Below are 19579 nucleotides of genomic sequence, written 5' to 3' on the forward strand. Positions count from 1 at the left end.
CGCGAACGTCACGTTCGCCAGCACCGGATCTGAGGGTGGCCTTCACGAATCAGCTGCCTCCTAGTTCACGAACCGCCGCGCGGCACAGCTTGCCGCTGGTCGTGTAGGGCAACGCGCCCGGCATGAGCACCACGACGGCGGACACCTCGTAGCCGTGCTCCGCCTGCACGGCGGCCCGCACGGCTTCCCTGATCTCGTCATGCGGCGTGGAGCGATACCGCCGGTCGAGCTCCGCGAACACGCGCCGGTCGACGGCACAGGCCGCGCGCACGGCCGGATGCGCGGCCTCCGCGGTCGCCTCGACGTCGTACGGGTAGAGCTGCCGGTCGTCGATCACCAGCAGGTCCGGCACGCGGCAGGTGATGAAAAGCTGTCCCTGGTAACGGAAACCGAGGTTGCCGGTGCGCAGGAACCGCTGGTCGCCGCGCCCGAGCACCGTCGCACCGAAGGTGTCGCGGGTGGCCTCGGGGTCGCCCCAGTAGCCCTCGCCGATGCTCGGCCCGGACACGAGGATCTCCCCCACCTCGTCCACGTCGCACGGCACGTCGGTGCCCGGCCGGACGATCACGATGGTCAGCGAAGGATCGGGATCACCACAGCCCACCAGGCGTTGCACGCGTTCGCACGCCAGCGCTTCGCGCACCCGGCCGTGTTCGAGTGCGTCGGCGTCGAAGTCGACGACGATCGGCTCCTCCTCCACCGGGCCACCGCTGACGAGCACGGTCGACTCGGCCATCCCGTAGCTCGGGAAGAACGCGGCCTTGCGGAAGCCGCAGGGGGCGAACCGTTGCGCGAACTCCTCGATCGTGCGGGCGCGCAACGGTTCGTCGCTGATCGCGGCGATGCGCCAGCGGCTCAGGTCGAACGTGCCCAGCTGCTCGTCGGTCACGCGGCGCAGGCACAGGTCGTACCCGAGGCTCGGCGCGGCGGCGACCTCGGCGCGGTAGCGGTCGATCGCACGCAGCCAGTTCGCCGGTGTGCGATAGAACGCCTGCGCGGACATCAGGACCGACTCGTGGCCCAGGAACAACGGTTGCAGAATCCCGCCGATCAGGCCCATGTCGTGGAACGGCGGCAGCCAGCACACCGTGGTGCCGCGCTCGAACCGTTCGTCCGGGCGGGAGCCGTTGCGGACGATCAGCGACAGGTTGCGCAGCACGTTGTGGTGCGTCAGCACGACGCCGCGCGGCCGGCCGGTCGTACCGGACGTGTACTGCAGGTAGGCCACGCCGGTGGGACTGTCCTCACGCCACTCGGTTGACCGATCAGTCAGCACATCGGTTGCCAGCTCAGGGATCCCCATCGAGAACCCCGTGTCCTCTGTGGACAGCAGTAGGTCGGGGTCGCAGTCCTCGGCGATCGACAACAGCCGGACGTGCCGCGCGTCCCCGCTGGCCCGGCGCACCGGCGGCGCGGGCACCGCCACCACGTCGGCATAGAGGCAGCCTAGGAACGCCGACACGAAGTCCAGTCCGGGTGGATGGCACAGGAGCGCTCTCGCGCCCGGCCGCACCATCGAGCGCAGCCACACGGCGATGCTGCGCGCCCGGCGGTCCAGTTCGGAGTACGTCAAAACTTCCTGCTCCACGACACCGCTGTCGAGGAAGACGAACGCCCGCTCGTCCGGCATGATCTCGGCCTGCCTCCGGCAGAGGTCCACCAGGCTTGCCACGTCCACTCCCAGCATGAGCTCCCCTTTCGCGGATGCGGTTTCCGACCGTACGGAGTCCTCGTCGTTGGGGAATCGGCCGCGCGACTGATACCGGCGTCAGCCGCGCGACGAATGTTCTTCGTTGCACACCAATGCTTTCCTCGGTGTATGCCTGTGGACTTCTCGCTGCTGCACCCCGCACTGCCGCCGCTGCCCGGCGTCGACGACTCCGACGTCGTCGTCACCGGACTCGGTATGTCGACTCCCCAAGGCGGTGACGTCGATTCCACGTGGACCGCGCTGCTGGCCGGCACATCCGGCGTGCGCGTCCTCGACGAACCGTGGGCCGACCAGCTCCCGGTCCGCATCGGCGCACCACTCAAGGAGGAACCCGAACTCGACCGCGTGTCGCGTCGCCGCATGGACCGCTGCCAGCAGCTCGCGGTCGTCGTCGCGCGCCAGGCGTGGGCGGACGCCGGGAAACCCGACGTCGACCCGACGCGGCTCGCGGTCGTCTTCGGCACCGGCCTGGGCGGCGGCGCCACCCTTGTCGACCAGTACGAGCGGTGCCGCGAGCTGGGCCCGGACCGCGTTTCGCCGTTCACCGTAACGATGTTGATGCCCAACGGCCCGGCGGCCGTGGTGAGCATGGACCTCGGCGCCCGCGGTGGCGCCCACGCCCCGACCAGCGCCTGCGCGTCGGGCGCCGAGGCCATCGCGCTGGGCTCGGCCCTGATCCGCCGCAACGTCGCCGACGTCGTCGTCGCCGGCGGCACCGAGGCCTGCCTGGGCCGACTGTCCATCGCCGCGTTCGCCCGCATGGGTGCCTTGTCCCGCAAGCATTCGTCGCCTGATTCGGCCTCGCGTCCATTCGACGCGAACCGCGACGGCTTCGTCATGGCCGAGGGCGCCGGCGCTGTCGTCCTGGAACGCGGCTCGTACGCCAGGTCGCGTGGCGTTCGCGGCTACGCGCGCCTGGCGGGAACCGGCATGAGCTCCGACGCCCACGACATGACGGCACCGTCACCGGTCGGCCAGATCCAGGCGATCCACCAGGCCGTGCGCTCCGCCGGCCTCAGCGGCTACGACGTGTCACACATCAACGCCCACGCCCCCGGCACCCCGGTCGGCGACCGCGTCGAGGCGTCCGCGATCCTCGACGCGATCGGCCCGCATCCCCTTGTCACGGCGACGAAATCGGTGACCGGCCACCTCATCGGCGGGGCGGGCGCGGTCGAGGCGATCTTCACCGTGCTGGCGCTGCACCACGGCGTCGTCCCGGCCACGCGGAACCTGGACGAACTGGACCCCGAGGTGAAGCTCGACATCGTGACCGGCACACCCCGCAAGGCCCGGATAGTGTCCGCACTGTCCAACTCGTTCGGCTTCGGCGGCCACAACGTGGTTCTCGCCTTCACCCGTGCTACCTGAGCGAGTAGTCGGCTCCCAGGCAAATGAGCTGGCGCCGCAACGGGTCTTCCGGCATGGCGCGGGCCAATGCCTCGGTGGCGGTGAGTCCGTCGGCCAGACCGCGGTGATAGGCGGGCATCGTGTGGTAGGCGGCCTCGTCGCTGAGGCTGCCGACGGAGGCGATCACACTGCTCACCCCGTGGCTCAGCAGCACCCCGGCGAAGCCGAGTACGTCGTCATCCTGTGTCCTGGCGTTCGGCGTGATCCCTCCAGCGGCGAGGACGACCTGCCGCGGAGGACGCCGCAGCCTGCCGAGGTCGTGGGCGTACAGCGGCGCGTCGGTGAGCACGAGCGAGGAGTACATCGCATTGTCCCGAGCACTCTGGCCGTGCGCGGAGACATGCACCAGGTCGCACCCATCCATGGCGTTCAGTACCGCGTCGACCGTGGCCGCCGCACCCGTCAGGACCGTTGCACTTCGGTGGATCGCGGCGGCCTCACGGACTTCCCGGTCGGCCCACCACAGGTCCGGCCCGCCGACAAGCAGCACCCGGCGGGAGCGCGAACGCCGTCGCTTCGCCGCGGCGACCCACGCGGTGGCGGAAGGCGCCATGGTCACCGAACGCCCGCGGAGAGCGGCGAACGCGTTCCACGGCATGGCGAACAGCGCACCCACCGGCACGATCACCAGGCCATAGTCTCCGATCAGGTGCCCCACCGGTTCGATCAGCTGCCGCTCGAGGCCTGTCATCCGCCGGGCCGCCGACACTCCGATCGCCTCCAATACCGACGGCGCCTCAAGTTCTCCCCCTCCGGCGGTCAGATCGAGATGGAGTTGCCGGATGCTTTCGAACACAGGCTGTGCCGGGCCGATCGGGACCAGCGTGCTGCGCTCACCCGCTACAACCACCGCGAACAGGTTGCCGCCGGAAATTCCGTATTCGATGAGGGCTCTGCCTCGCAGCGCCTTGGCGATGGCGCCGGGCGACGCCACCGCTGCGGGCTTCGAAGTGCTGATGCGCGGCCCCAACTGCTGAACGTGCCGCAGCACCGCGTCGCGCTCGGCCTCCAGGGCGGGATCGACCGCGCCGCGAACCCGCTGCAGCAACACCATGTGTGTCAGGCGAGTCAAGTCGTTCAGTACACCGGGGTGCGCCGGATCGTCGTACCGCGGCGGAGGATTCCGGTACAGCTGCGCACGGGTGCGCTCCAGCCAGCGCAGGACGTGTTCCGCGCCTTGCCCGACCTCGAACACCACCCGGACGATGAGCCTGCCGAGCTCACCGCCGTACAACGCCGCCCCACGGTCGACGTCGACCCCACCGGACCGGTCACGGGCATCCGAGAGTTCCGCCAGACCGGTCTCGGCCTCCGCGAGTGCCGCCGAGAGCGCCCCTCGGGCCGCCCAGAGTTCCGCCCTGACCAGTCGACGGAACACCTTCAGCTCCAAGGGCGTGCCGGGCCTCGGCAGCCGCGCCTGGCCGAACAACTCCATCGCGACGTCGATCGCGCCGCCTGCCGTGTTGAGTCGGGCCGCCCACAACAAGGCGTGGTCCGCTTCGTTGGGCATCGCAAGCTCCAGGAGATCGACCGCGATCTCACGGGCGATGTCCGCGTATCTGTCGATCCCGGCTCCCACCGCCATGGCGACGGGAGCCTCCCCACGCACTTGCGTCAGCCACGCGATGGCAGACCACCGCTTGTCACCTGCCTCGATGAACCGCTGCCGCGCGGAGATGTAGAGCCGTCGCACCGTGCCGGCGTCGGACTGCAGTACCCCGCAGCGCGCTCGGGCGAGCTCGGCGTGGGCGATCATCTGCTCCGACGCGGACGAATGGCGCAGCGAACGCAGGACGTCGTCCAGGTACTCGGCGGCCTCGGTGATCAGCCCTGCGGCCACCAGCGTGTCGGCCTGATCGAGCAAGATGCTCGCCACGTGATCGGGATCGTCCGCGTTGCGTTCGGCCGCCCGGTCGAAATGCGCGACAGCAGCCGGAAGATCACCACTCTGCTGCGCGACGATCCCAAGCAGGCGTTCCGCAACAGACAGCACTGGCAGCGGCACCACATCCGCGCCCACGACCACACCGACGAGCGCGCTCAGGCTCGAAGTCTCCGCGCGCAGCCAGCGGGATGCGGATTCGTCATCGCCGAAGGGAGGAGCACATGCCGGGATGATGATCTCCGCGGGCCAGTCGCCCCGCCTGCCCGGCGCGACCGTGTCGACCGCGCGGCACGCGGTGTGCACGTAGTAGTGGACGAGACGGCCCAACGCCTCGTCGTACTCGGCGGGATCTTCCTCGCCGAACAAGTCGGTCGCGTAGGACCGGAGCAGGTCGTGCCAGCGGACGCGGCCGTTCCCAGCGTCCTCGAGCAGGTGCGCGCGACGAAGTTCGGCGACGGCCTTCCGTGCGCCGGCGAGATCGACGCCGGCGGCCGCGGCGACGACGTACTCGTCGAAGTCGCGGCCGGGTACGACCGAGAGGAAGCGGAACACCCGCGCCGTGTCCGGGGACAGCTGCCGGTAGGACCAGGAGAACACCACTCGGACGGCCGTCCGATCGTCGCCGCCCAGATCCAGAAGGTCGAGCCGGTTCTGCACGTCGGCGAGCTCGATCGCGAGGTCGGTGAGCGAGCAGCCGGGGCGGGAATTGGCGATTTCCGCCGTGATGCGGATTGCGAGCGGCAACCGGGCACTCCACTCGCACAACGACCGCACGGCGTCCGGCTCGTCCAGAGCCCGCCGGACCACCAACGAACGGAACAGCTCGAAGGCTTCATCGGGTGGCAGCAGGTCGAGGTCGACGCGCTTGGCTCCGTGCCGCACGACTAGGCCGACCAGGTTGTCGCGGCTGGTGATCAGCACGAAGTTCGACCCGGCGCCCGGCAGCAGGGGCCGGACCTGGTCGACGCTGCGCGCGTTGTCCAGCACGATCAGCATCCGCCGGTCCGCGAGCAGTGTGCGGAACCGAGCCGACCGCTCCGCCAGGGTCGGCGGCACGGGTTCGGACGACAGGCTGCGCAGCAGGCCGCCGAGCGCTTCCTCCGCCGGAATGGGCTGGTTGGGGTCGTAGCCCTGCAGGTCGACGTACAGGTCACCGTCGGGGAAGCGGTCGCGAACCCGGTGTGCCCAGCGGATCGCCAGGGCGGTCTTGCCGACCCCCGCGGTCCCCGAGACCGCGGAGATCACCACCGTCCCGCCCTGGCCGAGCAGGGCGTCGAGCCGGTCGAGCTCGGCCTCCCGGCCGGAGAAGTCCACGACGTCCAGCGGAAGCTCGCGCGGCGTGCGGACGCGCGACTGCGAGACGGTGATGTTGACGTTGTCGATGTGGCCCGACTGAATCACCGGGCCGGCGACATCACCGGTCTCGTTGCTGACGTCGTCGGGCACGGCGACCACCGTAGCCCGATCACCCCGTCCGGCTCACCAAACCCATCCGTTGGGCGTACAAGGCCGCATGCATGCGGTTCGGCTGACGCAGCTTCGCGAGGATGTGCGACACGTGGGACTTCACGGTGGCGCGGGTGAGGTAGAGCTCGCGGGCGATGTCGTCGTTGCTGCGCCCGCGCGCCACGCACGCCAGCACCTGCAGCTCGCGCGAGCTGAGCCGCCCGAGCGAGAGCTGGTCGGCGGGCGGGACGAGCTCGAAGCGGTCGACCAGATGGGCGGTCATCTCCGAGCAGATGAACGCGTGGCCGCGGGCGACCGCCCGGACCGCGCCGACGAGTTCCTCGTGCGACACCCGTTTCAGCAGGAACCCCCGCGCACCGCCCAGCAAAGCGCGGTGCAGCAACGCGTCCTGGTCGCTGGACGCCACCACGATCACGCCCGCCCGGCCGTGCAACGGTTCCAGCACCGAGAGGTCCGCGGTCAGCACGACCGAGGGTTCGCAACGCGGGAAGAGATCGACGGCCTCGGCGCCGGTCCGCGCCTCGGCCACCACGGTCACGTCCGGGGTTTCCTCCAAGGCGTTGCGAAAGCCCCGGCGCACCAGGTCCTCGTCGTCGACCAGCAACACCGACACCATCAGTGCCCCATCCCGAGACCGCCGTCGACCGGGATCACCGCGCCCGTCACGTAGTCGGCACCGGCCAGCCACACCACCGCAGACGCGACCTCTTCCGGCTGCGCGAAGCGGCGCAGCGGGATGGCCTCGCGGTACTGCTTGCCGTACTGCTCGGGCAGCACGGCGGTCATGTCCGTCTCGACGTAACCGGGCGCCACGACGTTGGCCGTCACACCGCGGCTGCCCAGTTCGCGCGCGAGCGACCGGGCCAGTCCGACCAGACCCGCCTTGCTGGCCGCGTAGTTCGCCAGCCCGGCGCTGCCGTACCACCCGACCACCGAGGAGATGAAGATCATCCGGCCGTGACGCCGCCGCACCATGCCGGTGGCGGCCCGGCGGGCGCATCTCCACGCACCCGTCAGGTTGGTGTCCACAACGGACTGGAACTGGTCCTCGCTCATCCGCGTGATCACCGTGCTGTCGGTGATGCCCGCGTTCGCGACGAGCACGTCGATCGGACCCAGCTCGGCCTCGACGACGTCGAACGCGGCGTTCACCTCGACCGTCGACGTCACGTCGCACTTCACGCCGAACGCGCCGTCGGGCAGCTCGCCCCCGCGGTGGGTGACCGCCACCTTTGCCCCGTCGGCGAGAAAGGCTGTGGCGATGGCGCGGCCGATTCCGCGATTTCCTCCGGTCACCAGCACTGTCATCGGGTGCTCCTTTCGACTGATACCGCGGGCATCACCGCACGGCTGCCCTATCGTTGGGATCAACGCGGGCACCGGCGCCCTTTCCGAATTCGAGGTTAGGGAGAGCAGCGGTGTGCGCCTCGTGCCGCAACGGCCGTCCGGTTGACGTTTCCGGCCAACACCCGCGCGGGCTCGCCGGCGTGCGCGCCATGCTCGAGGTCGGCGCGGAACACGGTGTCCCGAGAGAAACCCTGTTGCGTGACACGGGAATCGCGCCCGGCACCGACGAGGTGTGCGGCGAACAGGAACTTCGAGTGGCGGCGAATCTCGTCGCGGCGATCGGCCCGGCGCCCGGCCTGGGGCTCGCCGTCGGGCAGCGGGTGGGGCTGCGCGCGTACGGCGTGTGGGGGTTCGCGCTGCTGACCAGCGCCACCCTCGGGCACGCGAGCGACTTCGGACTTCGTTACCTGCCACTGACTTATGCGATGACCGGGCTGCGACTGCAGGTGACGACGCACGAGGTCCGGCTGATCATCGAGGACGCCCCGCCGTTCATCGTCGAACGCGAAATCGCGACGGTCACCGGGATCGTGCGCGCGATCCTCGGCTCGCAGCCGCGCACCATGCACGTCGAACTGCGACTGCCGCACGCGGACTACGAGTCCGTACTCCAAACACCGGTCAGCTTCGGCAAACCGCACAACGCGCTCGTCGCGGACGTCGCCGTGCTCGACCAGCCGCTGCCCCAGGCGGATCCGGTCACCACGGCCGCGTGCGAACAGGCGTGCCGAACCCTTGTGCAGCAACGCTCCCCAGGCAGCACGGCCCGAATCGTGCGGCGCATCGTCGCCGAAGGCGTCACGGACGCGGACGCGATCGCCGCCCGCATGCACCTCTCGGCCCGCACGCTGCGCCGCCAGCTGGCCGCCGAGCACACGTCCGTGCGGCGGCTCGTCGAGGAGACGCGGCGCGCGTCGGCGTTCGCGTTGCTCGCGAACGGACATACGGTCGAACACGTCGGCGCGCGCCTCGGCTACACGGACGCCGCGACCTTCATCCGCGCATTCCGTCGCTGGACGGGAACCACTCCGGGCACCTATCGAAGATGACCAATATTTGTCACAAATACACCGAAACCATTCCAGTCCACAACGAAGAACCAGCGGCATTCGGGTGAAGCTGGTCAAGAATCGATCACACACGGCAACGCGCGCGCGAAATCCGGTAACTCTGGAGTACGAGTCCACTCGAACCAGGGGGGTGCCGTGGACGAGCTTGGGCGCATCCTGACCGCTGACGCGCCGTTCGGTCCCAGAGCGACCGAGGACCTCATCCACTTCGGCACGGCCGGAGCGGATCTCCTCTTCGACCGCAGCAACCTGATCTACGCGCAGACGGAGAGCGACTCGCTGCCGACGTACATCATCGGCCGCAAGGGCGCGGGCAAGACGGCGTTCCTGGTCGGGTCGCGGATACACGGCAAGCTGCCGCGGGTCATGCTCACCACCTCGCACGTCTACGCGGAGATGCTGCGGGTGCTGCACGTCTACAACCGCGAGCGCGGCGCGTTGTTCGTCGACCAGCGTGCGGACATCTGGATGGCGCTGTTCGAGCACGTCGCCGTGTTCCACGCCGCGCACACCGCCGACGAGACCGATCCGCAGGGCCCGATCCAGGTGCTCTCGGACTACGTCGGCGACGCGGTCGGCGACCCCGACGGCGCCACGATCGTCGCGGAACGGTTCCTGCAGCAGCTGCAACGCCGGGTCGTCGAGGAACCCGGCGCCGGGTTCCGTGACGTGATCACCGGGTTGTCGCACGGCCGGGTCCGGTTCGCCGAGGCCCGCAGGGCCGCCGCCGAGGTCCTGGAACGCCGGGCGCGGCCGCCGATCATCGTGATGGACAACCTCGAGGACCTGCACGTCCGGCTGCCCGAGCTCAAGGAGGTCATGGCCGGCCTGTTCCGCGCGGTCGGCCACGTCGTGTCGCGCAACGTCGACCACCGGCCGTACGGGCTGCAGATCTGTCTGCCGTCGGAGCTGTTCGACCAGTTCCACGAGATCTCGGCGTCACCGGAGAAGGACCTGCAGGGCCGGTACGTCAAGATCTACTGGACGGCCCGCGAGCTGCTGCGGCTCACCGGCACGCGGCTGCAGCTGTTCCTGCGCACGCATCATCCGTCGAAGCTCGAAATGTTGGAACGCAAGGCCTCGCTCTACGACGAGCCGATTCCCGAGATCGCGCTGCTGCGCGCCGCGCTGCCCGACCGGATCCACAGTGGACTCGACATCGAGGAGGATCCGCTCGCGTACCTGTTGCGGCACACGCAGTTGCTGCCGCGGCACCTGATCCAGATCCTGAACAGCGTGTTCAGCAGGCGGGACCGCGGATCGGTGCCGTGGGAGGTGACCCCGGCCGCGGTGCTGTCCGGGGTGCGGCACGCCGAACACGAGCTGGCGGTCAGCATCCTCAACGCCTACCAGCTGTCCTACCCGCTGGCGACGCCGGCGTTGCGGCGGCTGACCGGGCGGCTGGACATCTCGTTCCCGGCGTCGCGGCTGCACAAGATCTACAACCAGCAGGGCCTCAAGAAGCTGACCGACCTGGACTTCGACGACTTCCTCGCGATGCTCTTCACGCTCGGCGTCGTCGGCGTCCGGTTCGACCAGACCGGCCGCTACAACAAGGCGCATTTCCAGTACACGTTCGACTACGAGCTCGTGGCGCAGGAGGACGTCGACCACCTGTGCCTGCACCCGTTGTTCACGCGGTACCTCCTGGAACGGACACTGCCCAGGTTGCGGGAGCTGCGCGTGCACGCGACGTATCCCTACGGCTGCGATCCCAAGGGCGACGACTACCGGCAGTCGTTCGGTTATCTGGGGGCCTGATGCCACTCGCACCGCGCACCAACAAGACGTTGCCGAGTGTCGGCGACGAATACCGTTGCGCACCACCGGATCAGCACCGCATCGGCATCGCGCTGAGCGGTGGCGGCATCCGGTCCGCCGCCTTCAACCTCGGCGCCGTGCAGGCGTTGCAGGAGCAGGGCGTGCTGGCCAATGCCGAATACCTCGCCGCGGTGTCCGGCGGCAACTACGTCGCGAGCGCGCTGGCGATCTCGTCGGCGCATGCGACCGAGGAGACCACGAACGGGAAACCGTTGTGGGGCCGTGGTTCTCCCGAGGAACGGTACCTGCGCCAGCACACCGACTACCTCGCGCCGGGCGTGGTCGGCAAGCTGTGGATGGCCGCCAGCGTGATCACCGGGTTCCTGCTGAACTACCTGCCGTTCGTGCTGTGCGCGGTGATCGCGGGCCGGCTCGGCGGGTGGCTGCTGCACGCGCTCGGCCTGAAGCTGGAAACCCTGCGGCTCAACGGTCTGCACTGGCCCGAGCACGGCCTGATCACCGGGCTGCTGATCGCCGGCGGGCTGTGCCTGGTGCTGCCGCTGGTCCTAGTCGCGTACCGCAGGCTGCTGCGCGAGTCGACACCGGGCAACTACGGCGACTCGCTCGCCGAGCCGATCGCCGCGTGGCTGCTGGTGATCTTCGTGGGCATCGTGGTGCTGCTGGCACTGCCACCGCTCGCCGAGCTGTACGCCACGTTCTCGAAGGCCGCGCTGTCGCGGATCTTCGAGGAACAGACCTTCGATACCGCGCCCGGCCGCATCACGATCGCCGTGCTGTGGCTCATCGCCTCACTGCTGCTGGCCGCCGTGACCGTCGCGCTGAGCCGCCGGTTCAAGGCCCGCCGGGTGATGCTGATGACGTCGTCGCTGGCGGCGTGCGGACTGCTGCTCGTGCCGCTCCTCTCGGCCCTGGATCACGCCGCGCACAAGGGATTCCAGGGTTTCGGCGATGCCGTGGGCATCGGTGTGATGGTGTTGCTGGTGCTGATCATGGCGCTGTGGGTGCACAACCGCCGGTACTCGATGCACCTGTTCTACCGCGAGCGGCTCAACAGCGCGTTCGCGTTGAAGCGCGTGAAGGAGGGCGATCGGGTCAAGGCCGAGCCGATCGCGTTCACCGAGAAGCTGTTCTTCTCCGACATGGAACCGCGCACGCGGCTGCCGAAGCTCGTGGTGTGCTGCGCGGTGAACGTGACCACCGACGACGTCCCGGTCGGACGCTGGGCCGAGTCGTTCACGTTCGAGCGCGACCGCAGCGGCGGCCCGTTGTTCGACTATCAGGAGACACAACGGTTCGAGGGCCGCGCGGGGTTGCCCGGCACGCAGCTGACCCTGCCGTCGATCATGGCCGTGTCGGGTGCCGCGGTGTCGCCGCTGATGGGCAAGTTCACCTATCCCCCGCTGCGGTTCCTGATGGCGCTGACCAACGTCCGGCTCGGTGTGTGGATCAAGAACCCGAGCCACCCGCACTGGGCACGGCCACGCCGTCGCTCAAGGCTGCTGCAGGCCATCCGGGACGGCTGGTTCGAACCGGGCGCGCTGTACGTGCTGCGGGAAGCCTTGGGCGGCGCCAGGTCCACGCACCGCTACATCTACCTGACCGACGGCGGGCACTGGGAGAACCTCGGCCTGGTGGAGCTGCTGCGCCGGCGGTGCACCTACGTCCTGTGCTTCGACGCGAGCTGCGACATCAAGGGCGACGGCATGGACATCGGCCGGGCCGTCGCGCTGGCGCGCAGCGAGCTGGACGCCGACATCGTGCTGGACCCGCGTCCGGTCCGGCCCTCGGCGGAAGGCTTCAGCGAGAAGATGGCCGTCGCGGGAACCGTGCGGTATCCCGACGCGCAGACCGCGAAGCTCGTGTACGCCAAGGCGGTCCTGACCGAGCAGGCGCCGTGGGACCTGCACGCGTTCAAGGCGCGCGACGGCCGGTTCCCCAACCACTCCACCAGCCAGCAGATGTTCACCGACGAGGAGTTCGAGGCCTATCGGTCGCTCGGGTACTCGGCCGGGCTGAAGGCCGTCGAGTGCGCGAACCTGCCCGCCTACCTGACGAGGCCGGAGCCGAGCCCGAACGGGTCACCACGTGCCGCGACGCACGACGAACCGGCGGATCTTGCCGGTGGGAGTGCGGGGTAGCGCGTCGACCATCCGGATCACCTTGGGCACCTTGAACGCCGCCAGCCGCTCCCGTGCCAGCGCCACCAGTTCCTGGTCGAACGCGGCCACCCCGTCGTGCGGCACCACGAACGCGTGCAGGCGGGTGGCGCCCAGCTCGTCGGGGATCGCGGCGACCGCCACCTCGGCGACCCCTGGGTGTTCGGTCAGCACGCGCTCGACTTCCAGCGGGGACAACGTGATCCCGCCGACGATCTCCATGTCGTCGTCGCGCCCCAGGTACCGGTAGGTGCCATCGGGTTCGGCCACCGCCCGGTCGCCGGTGGCGAACCAGCCGGAGAACGCCGGGCCGTTCAGGTAGCGCCGCAGCACCGTGGACCCGCGTACCCACAGCCGCCCGTCCCGCACGTCCAGCTCGTAACCGGGCACGGGCCGGCCGAGGGTTCCGGGCACCTGCTCGTGCACGCTGTTCATGCAGTAGAAGCCGCCGACCTCGGTGGACCCGATGCCGTCGATGATCGGTGCGCCGAGCAACGCCGACGCGCGCTCGTGCACGGACGGCAGCAGCGCCTCGCCCGCCGACACGCACGCCCGCACCGGGAACGGCGTGGTCATGCGGGCCAGGGCGGAGGGCACCGAGTACAGGATCGTCGGGCGGAAGCCGTCGAGGTTGGTTGGGCGTCGCGGCGTCAGGATCGCCGACGAACCCGAGTACAGCGGGTAGACCAGCGAGTTGCCGAAGCCGTAGGCGAAGTGCATGCGTGACACGGACAGGGCGATGTCGTCAGCGGTGATACCCAGCAGCGGGCCGGCCGACCGGTAGTAGGTCGCGAGATCGCCGTGACAGTGCACCGCGCCCTTGGGCTGCCCGGTCGTGCCAGAGGTGTACTGCACGTACAACGGGGTCTCCGGCGTTACGTCCACGGCCTGAGCCGGTGGGCCGTCCGCTTCGAGTAGGGCGGTGACGTTCGCCGTGGTGATCGTCATCCGCGGCGCGCAGTCGGACACCAGATACGCGTGGTCGGCCGCGGGGAGATCCGGGTTCACCATCACCGCGACCGCGCCGAGCCGGGCGATCGCCAGGAACGCCACGACGAAGCCGATCCCGTCCGGCAACGCCATCAGCACGTGGTCGCCGGGCCGCACGCGACGGGCCAGCACCGACGCCGCCCGCGCGGAGACCTCGTGCACCTCGGGATGTGTCCACACCCGGTCGCCGCAGAAGAACGCCGGACCCCGGTGGTCCAACGAGGACAGTTCCACCGCGACGTTCACCATCAGCCTCCGGCGCATTCATGATTCACGAAACCGACAGAACCTCGACATTCCCACCGTGGCCCGGCCGATCGGCGTGCACCAGTAGCCATTCGGCCCGCACAATGTGGAACGCACTACTCATTCGAGTAGTTTGAAGTGCAGTGGTGGGACCGAATGCGCCAAATGAGACGTAACAAGACTCGAACACGGTACCTGTGCAAGTGGTCTTAGGTGAGTAACATCAACCCGTGCTCGTCAGTCGCCTCGTGAATCGCGAAGACGAACTAGCCGTTCTTGCCGAGTCCATTTCGGACGCACCGAGAATAACGGTGCTGGAAGGCGCACCGGGCACTGGGAAAACCGCACTTCTCGACGAGCTGGCGCGGCTGTGCGACCACGGTGGCGCGCGGGTGATCCGCGCCCGCGGCAGCGAGCTCGACCTGGACCTGCCGTGGGGCATCGTCGGGCAGCTCTTCGAAGGCGTCGAGGTGCCGGACGAGGCGCGGCCCGCGTTGGACATGTCGGCCACTACGGCGGACTACGCGGTGCTGCAAGGGCTGTACCGGCTGGTGGTCGGCATGGCCGCGGACGCGCCGCTGGTCGTGATCGTCGATGACGCGCACTGGTGCGACGCGCCGTCGTGGCGCTGGCTCGCGTACCTGGCGCTGCGCATGGTGCGTCACCCGATCTCGCTGGTCCTCGCGATCTGCTCCAGCGGCCGGTGCACGGGCGCCGCGTGCGGTGAGGTGATCACCCAGCCGTCCTGTCGCAAGCTGCACCTCGGCGACCTCGACCTCGCCGGGGTCACCCGGCTCGTGCACGAGGTGTCCGGCCGGCTGCCCTCCCCCGAGTTCTCCGTGGCATGCCTGCGCGCGACCGGCGGAAACCCGTTGCTGGTCAACAGGTTGCTCTCCGCGCTGGCCGAACGCGGCGCCACGCCGAACATGGTGCTGCCCGACCAGGTCGCGCGGCTCGGCGCGAACGTGCGCGCGAGCGTCGTGATCACCCGGCTGCGCCGGCAGGGACCGACGGTCGCGCTGGTCGCGCAGTGCCTCGCGGTGCTCGGGAACGACGTCCAGCCCGCGGTCCTCGCCGAGCTCAGCGGCCTCGGCCAGCCCGAGGTCGACGACGCGGTCCGGGCGCTCGGCCACATCGGCATGCTCGACGACGGAGTGGTCGCGGATCCGGAGATCTCCGCGTCCGTGCTGGACGACCTCACGCCGGCGCAACGCTCGGCGACCCGCCTGCGGGCCGCCCGGCTCCTGCGCCGGCACGGTGCGGACCACGCGCGTGTGGCCGAGCAGCTGCTGGAGACCTCGCCGGGGATCGACGCGTGGGCGTGCGAGGTCCTCGACCGCGCCGCGCGGGCGGCCGTCGCGCGCGGCGAGTACGAGTTCGCGGCAAGCCTGCTGTGGCGTGCGCTGCGCGAACCGCAGACCGACCCGGCGTTCCTGCCCAGGACGTTGCGGCTGCTCGGCACCGCGGAACTGCTCGGCGGGCTGCCCGGCGCCACCGCGCACCTGCGCGAGGCCGTGGAGCACGCGACCGACTCCCGCACGCGCGCCGAGACCGCGATCTCGCTGGCGTTCGCACTCGACGCCGAGGGCGCGGCACGCGAGCTCACCGACCTGTTGTGCGACGTCGAAGCCGGCCTCGGCCCCGGTGAAGAGCAGCTGCGCCAACGGTTACAGGCGCAGCTCGTGATGCACTCGATGAGCTGGCCGGAGCCCGCCGCCCGCGTCACCGCCTACCGCCACGGCGTCACCGAGGGCCACGCGCTGGCCGCGTTCACCCTGTTCGACGCCCTGTCCGGCCGCCTCGACGCGAAGGCCGCGGCGCTGGCGCTGGAGCCGATGCTGGCCGAACAACAGGAGCCGTTGTCCGAACGCGTGCTGCCGTACTTCATGTCCGCCATCACGATGACGTTATGCGACCGCTTCGACTCCGCGATCATGTTGCTGGACCGCATGATCGCCCAGGAGCAGCACCTGCACGAACGCGCGCTGCGCGGCGTCGCGTACGTCATGCGCGCCAACGTCTACCGCCGCGCGGGCGATCTCGCGGCCAGCCGAGCGGACCTCGACACCGCCGACGAGTACGTGCGCGAGGACGAGCGGTGGTCGACGATGCGCATGCTGGGCCTGTCGATGCGCGTCGACGTGCTGCTCGAGGACGGCCGCCTGGACGAGGCGGACCTGTTGCTGCACGACGACTTCCACGATCGCGACCGCCGCTGCTGGGCGTGGGCGACCGTGCTCGTCTCGCGCGGCCGGGTCGCCCAGTGCCATGGCGATCACCGCACCGCCCTGAACTGCTTTCTCGCCGCCGGACGGCACGTGGCGGCGTGGCCGTACAACAACCCCGCCCTGCTGCCGTGGCGTTCGGGCGTCGCCCTGGCGTCCGCCGCCGTGGGCGACTACGACCAGGCGCGTCGCTACGCCGACGAGGAGCTGGCCCTGGCCCGCGACTGGGGTGCGCCGCGCACGGTCGCCCTGGCCCTGCGGGTGGCCGGCCGCGTGCGCGCCGACCAGTCCGGCCGCCCCATGCTGGAGGCGGCGGTCGAGGTGCTGCGCGACTCACCGGTCCGGCTGGAGCTGGCGCGGGCGTTGACCGAGCTCGGCACACACCTGCGCCGCCACGGCGACAACGCGAGCGCCCGGACACACCTGCGCGACGCGCTCGACATCGCGCAGAAGTGCGGTGCGACATCCTTGTCCGCCAAGGCTTACGCCGAGCTGGTCGCTTCGGGGGCGCGGCCGCGGCGGATGCGGCAGACCGGGCCCGCCGCGCTGACACCGACCGAGCATCAGGTCGCGCAGATGGCGGCGGCGGGCCGGTCCAACCGGGAGATCGCCGGGACGTTGCTGGTCACGCAGCGGGCCGTAGAGGGGATGCTGACGGCGGCGTACCGCAAGCTCGGGATCTCCGGCCGACTCCAACTCCCCCAGGTGCTGAAGGGCCGCTGACCACCCGTCCGAGTGGACGATGAGGGGAGCCTTCATCGACCTGAGGTGGATGAAGGCTCCCCTCATCGACGGCAGGCCGCCCGCTGGGTGAAGGTGATGGGGAGATTGGTTAGGCCGTAGTTCAACCCCTGGATCAGCTGCAGCGAGTCCGGGTCGACCACCCGGATGTCGTCCAGGCGCTCCAGCAGCCGGCGCAGGATCACCCGGCCCTCCAGCCGGGCCATCCCCGATCCCTGACACGTGTGCACCCCGGCGCCGAACGTCAGGTGCGGGTTGGGCCGCCGGTGCATGTCGAACACGGCGGGATCGGTGAACACCGAGGGGTCGCGGTTGGCGGACAACACGGTGGGCAGCACCATCGCGCCCGCCGGAATCTCCACCCCGCTCAACGTCACGGCCCGCGTGGTCACCCGGTACACGGTGTTGAGCGGCGGCCGCAACCGCAGCGTCTCCTCGATCGCACCGGGCAGCAGACCCCAATCAGCGCGGATCAGGTCATGATCGGCCTGCGTGGTCACGATGAAGAACCACGTCACGAGGTGCCGGGCCGCGGCGATGCCCGCGGCCATGATCTGCACGCACATCCCGACCTTGTCGTCGTCGGTGAAGTCCGGCAGATCGGCGACGTGGCTGATCAGGCCCTCTCCCGGTTCGGACCGAGCAAGCTTGATCTGCCCAGCGAAGTACTCGTAGAACTCGCCGCTCGCGCCCGCGGTCTCGACGCGGCCGGTGTCGAACTTCTCGAACTGCTGGTGGAACATGTCCTCGTCGGAACGCGGGACGCCCAGCAGGTCGAACACCGCGCGGGCGGGAACCAGTTTCGCCAGGTCGTGGCCGAGATCCATCGCTCCGCGCGAGATCACGGCGTCCAGGCACTCGTCCACGTGTTGTTCGATCTTGGCCGCGCGGGCGGGCAGGTCGCGGAACGCCGACTCGGTCGGTGCGCGGTAGCGGCGGTGGTCGGGCTCGTCCATGAACAGGTAGATCGGCACCGGATCCGGCCACGGGACCTTCGCCGAGAACGTCTCCGAGTCACGCAGCACGCGGCGGGCGTCGTCGTAACACAGGATCCGCCACCCCTGCAGCTCCTCGTCGAAGTGCACGGGCGAGGTCTCGCGCAGCTCGCGGAGCCCGCCCTCCGGCGTCATCGTCTCGTAGACACTGACCTGCATCGAAAGAACCCTTCTACTGTCGTGCCCCGGCCGTGTAGAGATGTGAGGCCTCGTAGGTCCGCAGATGCGCGGTCAGCTTCGTCTCGTCCGTTACGCGCAGACCGGTGGAGTCCTCGACGAACTCCGCCCCGCAGTTCTCGAAGTACTCGAGATAACGCCGCATCGCGGGCAGTTCGCGCATCGTGGCGAACGGGAACCCGAACAGCCGCTCGAACCGCGCGTAGTCGATGCCGTTCCACATCAGCAAAGCGAGTCGCAGTTCGCGGGTGAGCAGCTCGAACCGTTGCGGCGCATAACGTCCGTACGACTCGAATGTGAGCGGGTCGTCGCGGAACCGGTGGAACGTCTTGTGCGTGTTGGACGCGATGTGGTGCCCGAGAATGGACACCGAGCCGCTGCCGAACCCGATGTAGTCACCGGTCAGCTCGAAGTAGTAGGACTCGCCGAGGAACCGCTTGCCCTCACGGGCGAAGTATCCGAGCGCGTATTCCTCGTATCCGGCGGCGGTCAGCCGCGAACGCACGATGTCGAACGCCCGCAGCATGGACGTCACGTACTGCGTGGGCCGGTCGCCGCGTTTGATCTGCCGTCCCATCACCGTCCGCTTGTCCGGCCGGTAGTTGTAGACGGTGACGTGCATCGGTTCCAGCGAGATGCACGTGTCCAGCGAATACTTCAGGTCGTCGTCGGACTGGCCGGTGAGGCCGGCGATCAGGTCGATGTTGAAGTTCGTGATGCCACCGCCGCGGATGGCGCGGGCGGCGTCCACGGCGTCCTGGGCCGAGTGCGCCCGGCCGGCGCGGGCCAGCTCCTCGTCGTTGAACGACTGCACGCCGATGCTGACCCGGTTGACGCCCTCGGCGACCAGGCGCGAGACCTTCTCCAGCGTGAGGCTGTCCGGGTTCGCCTCGAAGCTGTGCTCCTCCAGCGACGACATGTCGAAGCTGAGGTTCAGCGTGCGGCAGATGTCGACCAGCTCGTCGGCGTTCAGCTGCGACGGCGTGCCGCCGCCCCAGTAGATGCGCTTCGGCTGGTATCCCATGGCCGCGAGCTTGGGCGCGTACGCCCTGATCTGGCTCTGCAGCGCGGCGACGTACCTGGCGCGGATCGGCGGCCCGCTGCGCAGGTCGGCCGTGTCGAGGTCCGCCACGAAGTCGCAGAAGTGGCACTTCGACGGGCAGAACGGCACGTGCAGGTAGATGAGCAGGTCGTGCGGGCCCGGTGGCAGCTCGGCTTCGACGGCCGCGAACACCTCGTCCGGCGACGCGTCACGGCTCATGGGCAACGGTCCTGGCGGCAAGAGGTGGGTGGTCACGCGATCACCCTGCCCCCGAACGCCGGGACACCGGGTGCCCATGTGGGGTGGCCGTCCTGGGCTGTCAACGGCAATGCGCG

Annotated in this window: 12 protein-coding genes; 5 read left to right on the forward strand and 7 right to left on the reverse strand. The window is 69.6% G+C overall.

Going from position 1 to position 19579, the window contains the following annotated elements; genetic code table 11:
- Nucleotides 1-49: 49 nt before the first annotated feature.
- Nucleotides 50-1687 (reverse strand): fatty acyl-AMP ligase, encoded by a 1638-nt coding sequence (locus QSK35_RS04210; RefSeq protein ID WP_285742387.1) that lies wholly within the window; start codon nucleotides 1685-1687, stop codon nucleotides 50-52.
- 132 nt (nucleotides 1688-1819) lie between these two features.
- On the opposite strand from QSK35_RS04210, the gene QSK35_RS04215 reads away from it, so the two are divergent.
- On the forward strand, nucleotides 1820-3082 hold the full coding sequence (locus QSK35_RS04215; protein ID WP_285742389.1) for a beta-ketoacyl-[acyl-carrier-protein] synthase family protein: 1263 nt from the start codon (nucleotides 1820-1822) through the stop codon (nucleotides 3080-3082).
- Here QSK35_RS04215 and QSK35_RS04220 read toward each other — a convergent pair.
- The 3 genes from QSK35_RS04220 to QSK35_RS04230 are packed head-to-tail and all read right to left on the reverse strand — an operon-like array spanning nucleotide 3075 to nucleotide 7781.
- Complete coding sequence (locus QSK35_RS04220; protein WP_285742391.1) at nucleotides 3075-6452, reverse strand: CHAT domain-containing protein; 3378 nt, start codon at nucleotides 6450-6452, stop codon at nucleotides 3075-3077. The two genes, QSK35_RS04215 and QSK35_RS04220, sit on opposite strands and share 8 nt — an antisense overlap.
- Before the next feature lie 19 nt (nucleotides 6453-6471).
- Complete coding sequence (locus QSK35_RS04225) at nucleotides 6472-7089, reverse strand: LuxR C-terminal-related transcriptional regulator (RefSeq protein ID WP_285742393.1); 618 nt, start codon at nucleotides 7087-7089, stop codon at nucleotides 6472-6474.
- Nucleotides 7089-7781, reverse strand: a complete 693-nt coding sequence (locus tag QSK35_RS04230) for an SDR family oxidoreductase (protein WP_285742395.1) — start codon at nucleotides 7779-7781, stop codon at nucleotides 7089-7091. The genes QSK35_RS04225 and QSK35_RS04230 overlap by 1 nt, the downstream gene beginning before the upstream one ends.
- Nucleotides 7782-7891: 110 nt before the next feature.
- Here QSK35_RS04230 and QSK35_RS04235 point away from each other — a divergent pair, with 110 nt between their 5' ends.
- The 3 genes from QSK35_RS04235 to QSK35_RS04245 all read left to right on the forward strand — a co-directional run bounded on the left by QSK35_RS04235 (nucleotide 7892) and on the right by QSK35_RS04245 (nucleotide 12810).
- The gene (locus QSK35_RS04235; RefSeq protein WP_285742397.1) at nucleotides 7892-8869 is read left to right on the forward strand and encodes an AraC family transcriptional regulator; all 978 of its coding nucleotides are present in this window, start codon (nucleotides 7892-7894) and stop codon (nucleotides 8867-8869) included.
- 156 nt (nucleotides 8870-9025) lie between these two features.
- Complete coding sequence (locus QSK35_RS04240) at nucleotides 9026-10651, forward strand: P-loop ATPase, Sll1717 family (protein WP_285742399.1); 1626 nt, start codon at nucleotides 9026-9028, stop codon at nucleotides 10649-10651.
- Nucleotides 10651-12810: a hypothetical protein gene (locus QSK35_RS04245; RefSeq protein WP_285742400.1), complete on the forward strand. Its 2160-nt coding sequence runs from the start codon at nucleotides 10651-10653 to the stop codon at nucleotides 12808-12810. The genes QSK35_RS04240 and QSK35_RS04245 overlap by 1 nt, the downstream gene beginning before the upstream one ends.
- Here the strand turns inward: QSK35_RS04245 and QSK35_RS04250 are convergent.
- Nucleotides 12751-14082, reverse strand: coding sequence for an AMP-binding protein (locus QSK35_RS04250; protein WP_285742402.1), 1332 nt, complete (start codon nucleotides 14080-14082; stop codon nucleotides 12751-12753). The genes QSK35_RS04245 and QSK35_RS04250 overlap by 60 nt on opposite strands.
- Nucleotides 14083-14294: 212 nt before the next feature.
- Between QSK35_RS04250 and QSK35_RS04255 the strand changes: the two genes are divergently transcribed.
- Nucleotides 14295-17012, forward strand: coding sequence for an AAA family ATPase (locus tag QSK35_RS04255; protein WP_285742403.1), 2718 nt, complete (start codon nucleotides 14295-14297; stop codon nucleotides 17010-17012).
- A gap of 62 nt (nucleotides 17013-17074) precedes the next feature.
- Here the strand turns inward: QSK35_RS04255 and QSK35_RS04260 are convergent, their stop codons facing one another.
- Both QSK35_RS04260 and QSK35_RS04265 read right to left on the reverse strand, forming a co-directional pair.
- A complete protein-coding gene (locus QSK35_RS04260; RefSeq protein ID WP_285742405.1) occupies nucleotides 17075-18184 on the reverse strand; it encodes a cytochrome P450 in 1110 nt (369 codons plus the stop codon).
- Nucleotides 18185-18197: 13 nt separating this feature from the next.
- Nucleotides 18198-19499, reverse strand: a complete 1302-nt coding sequence (locus QSK35_RS04265) for a coproporphyrinogen-III oxidase family protein (RefSeq protein WP_285742407.1) — start codon at nucleotides 19497-19499, stop codon at nucleotides 18198-18200.
- Nucleotides 19500-19579: the final 80 nt, after the last annotated feature.

Source organism: Lentzea sp. NBRC 105346 (genome assembly GCF_030269605.1).
Classification (GTDB): Bacteria; Actinomycetota; Actinomycetes; order Mycobacteriales; family Pseudonocardiaceae; genus Lentzea.

Bases quoted from the DNA above. Each gene is read 5' to 3' on its own strand.
- QSK35_RS04210 (WP_285742387.1), bottom strand. From the start codon at position 1,687: ATGCTGGGAGTGGACGTGGCAAGCCTGGTGGACCTCTGCCGGAGGCAG.
- QSK35_RS04215 (WP_285742389.1), top strand. From the start codon at position 1,820: ATGCCTGTGGACTTCTCGCTGCTGCACCCCGCACTGCCGCCGCTGCCC.
- QSK35_RS04225 (WP_285742393.1), bottom strand. From the start codon at position 7,089: ATGGTGTCGGTGTTGCTGGTCGACGACGAGGACCTGGTGCGCCGGGGC.
- QSK35_RS04230 (WP_285742395.1), bottom strand. From the start codon at position 7,781: ATGACAGTGCTGGTGACCGGAGGAAATCGCGGAATCGGCCGCGCCATC.
- QSK35_RS04245 (WP_285742400.1), top strand. From the start codon at position 10,651: ATGCCACTCGCACCGCGCACCAACAAGACGTTGCCGAGTGTCGGCGAC.
- QSK35_RS04250 (WP_285742402.1), bottom strand. From the start codon at position 14,082: ATGCGCCGGAGGCTGATGGTGAACGTCGCGGTGGAACTGTCCTCGTTG.
- QSK35_RS04260 (WP_285742405.1), bottom strand. From the start codon at position 18,184: ATGCAGGTCAGTGTCTACGAGACGATGACGCCGGAGGGCGGGCTCCGC.